Genomic DNA, 1,141 nt, shown 5'->3' on the forward strand with positions numbered 1-1,141 from the left:
AATTCGTCGGCAGAAGTTCGCCAGTGACTCAAGGATCTCTGCGGCGGTCTTGGTCCAGATGAAGGGCCTGGGGTTTTCGTTCCGTTCCTTGATCCATGAGCGGATGTCGGCTTCGAGGTTCTGAACGTTCTTGTGGGTGCCGCGCCTGATCTGCTGATCAGCGAGGAACCCGAACCACCGCTCAACCTGATTGATCCAGGAGGAACCGGTGGGGGTGAAGTGCATATGACAACGAGGGTGCCGTTCCAGCCACGCCCGAATCGCAGGTGTTTTGTGGGTACCGTAGTTGTCGCAGATCAGATGGATCTGGAGATGGGCAGGGATTTCCTTGTCGACCTTGACGAGAAACTTCTTGAACTCCGCGGCACGATGCCGGCGGTGCAGAGAACTGATGACCTCGCCGGTGGCAACGTCGAACGCCGCGAACAAGGTGGTCAGACCGTTGCGGACGTAGTCGTGGGTACGACGCTCGGGCATGCCGGGCATCATCGGAAGCACCGGCTGAGACCGGTCCAGCGCCTGGATCTGCGACTTCTCGTCAACAGACAGAACGATCGCACCGTCGGGCGGATTGAAATACAACCCGACGACATCGTGCACTTTCTCCGCGAACAACGGATCGGTCGACAGTTTGAAGGTCTCGGTCAGGTGCGGTTTGAGCTGAAACTTCCGCCAGATCCGGCCGACAGTCGACTTGGACAAGCCACTGTGCTGCGCCATCGACGCACGCGACCAGTGCGTGGCGTCCTTCGGGATTTCTTCCAGGGTCGCCACCACGACCGCTTCGACGTCCTCGACCCCGATCACCGGCGGACGACCGGGCCGAGGTTCGTCGACCAGCCCGTCGAGACGGTCCGACAGAAAACGCCGGCGCCATTTGCGGACCATGTCCGGCGACACGCCAAGGTCCTTCGCGACGCCCACGACCGGAGGCACGCCGCCCTCAGCGCACGCCAGCACAATCCGCGATCGCGCGGCCAAAGCCTGCGCAGAATTCCGTCGTCGCACCCAGCGTTCCAGCGTCGACCGCTCCTCATCGGTGAGGACTACCGGCTCAAGCTTCGGCCCCCGACGTCCCGCGGCACCATCAGTCATGCCGCCAGAGCCTAACTGACGACGAATTAACGACGCAGGACACTAG

1 protein-coding gene is annotated in these 1,141 nt (G+C 61.8%); it reads right to left on the reverse strand.

Annotation, left to right across the window (positions count from 1 at the left end):
* Positions 1-1,095, reverse strand: a 1,095-nt coding sequence (locus tag BM362_RS46030; RefSeq protein ID WP_093577426.1) for an IS630 family transposase, incomplete at its 3' end; no start/stop codon positions are given.
* Positions 1,096-1,141 lie beyond the last annotated feature (46 nt).

Source organism: Amycolatopsis rubida, assembly GCF_900115345.1.
GTDB lineage: Bacteria > Actinomycetota > Actinomycetes > Mycobacteriales > Pseudonocardiaceae > Amycolatopsis > Amycolatopsis rubida.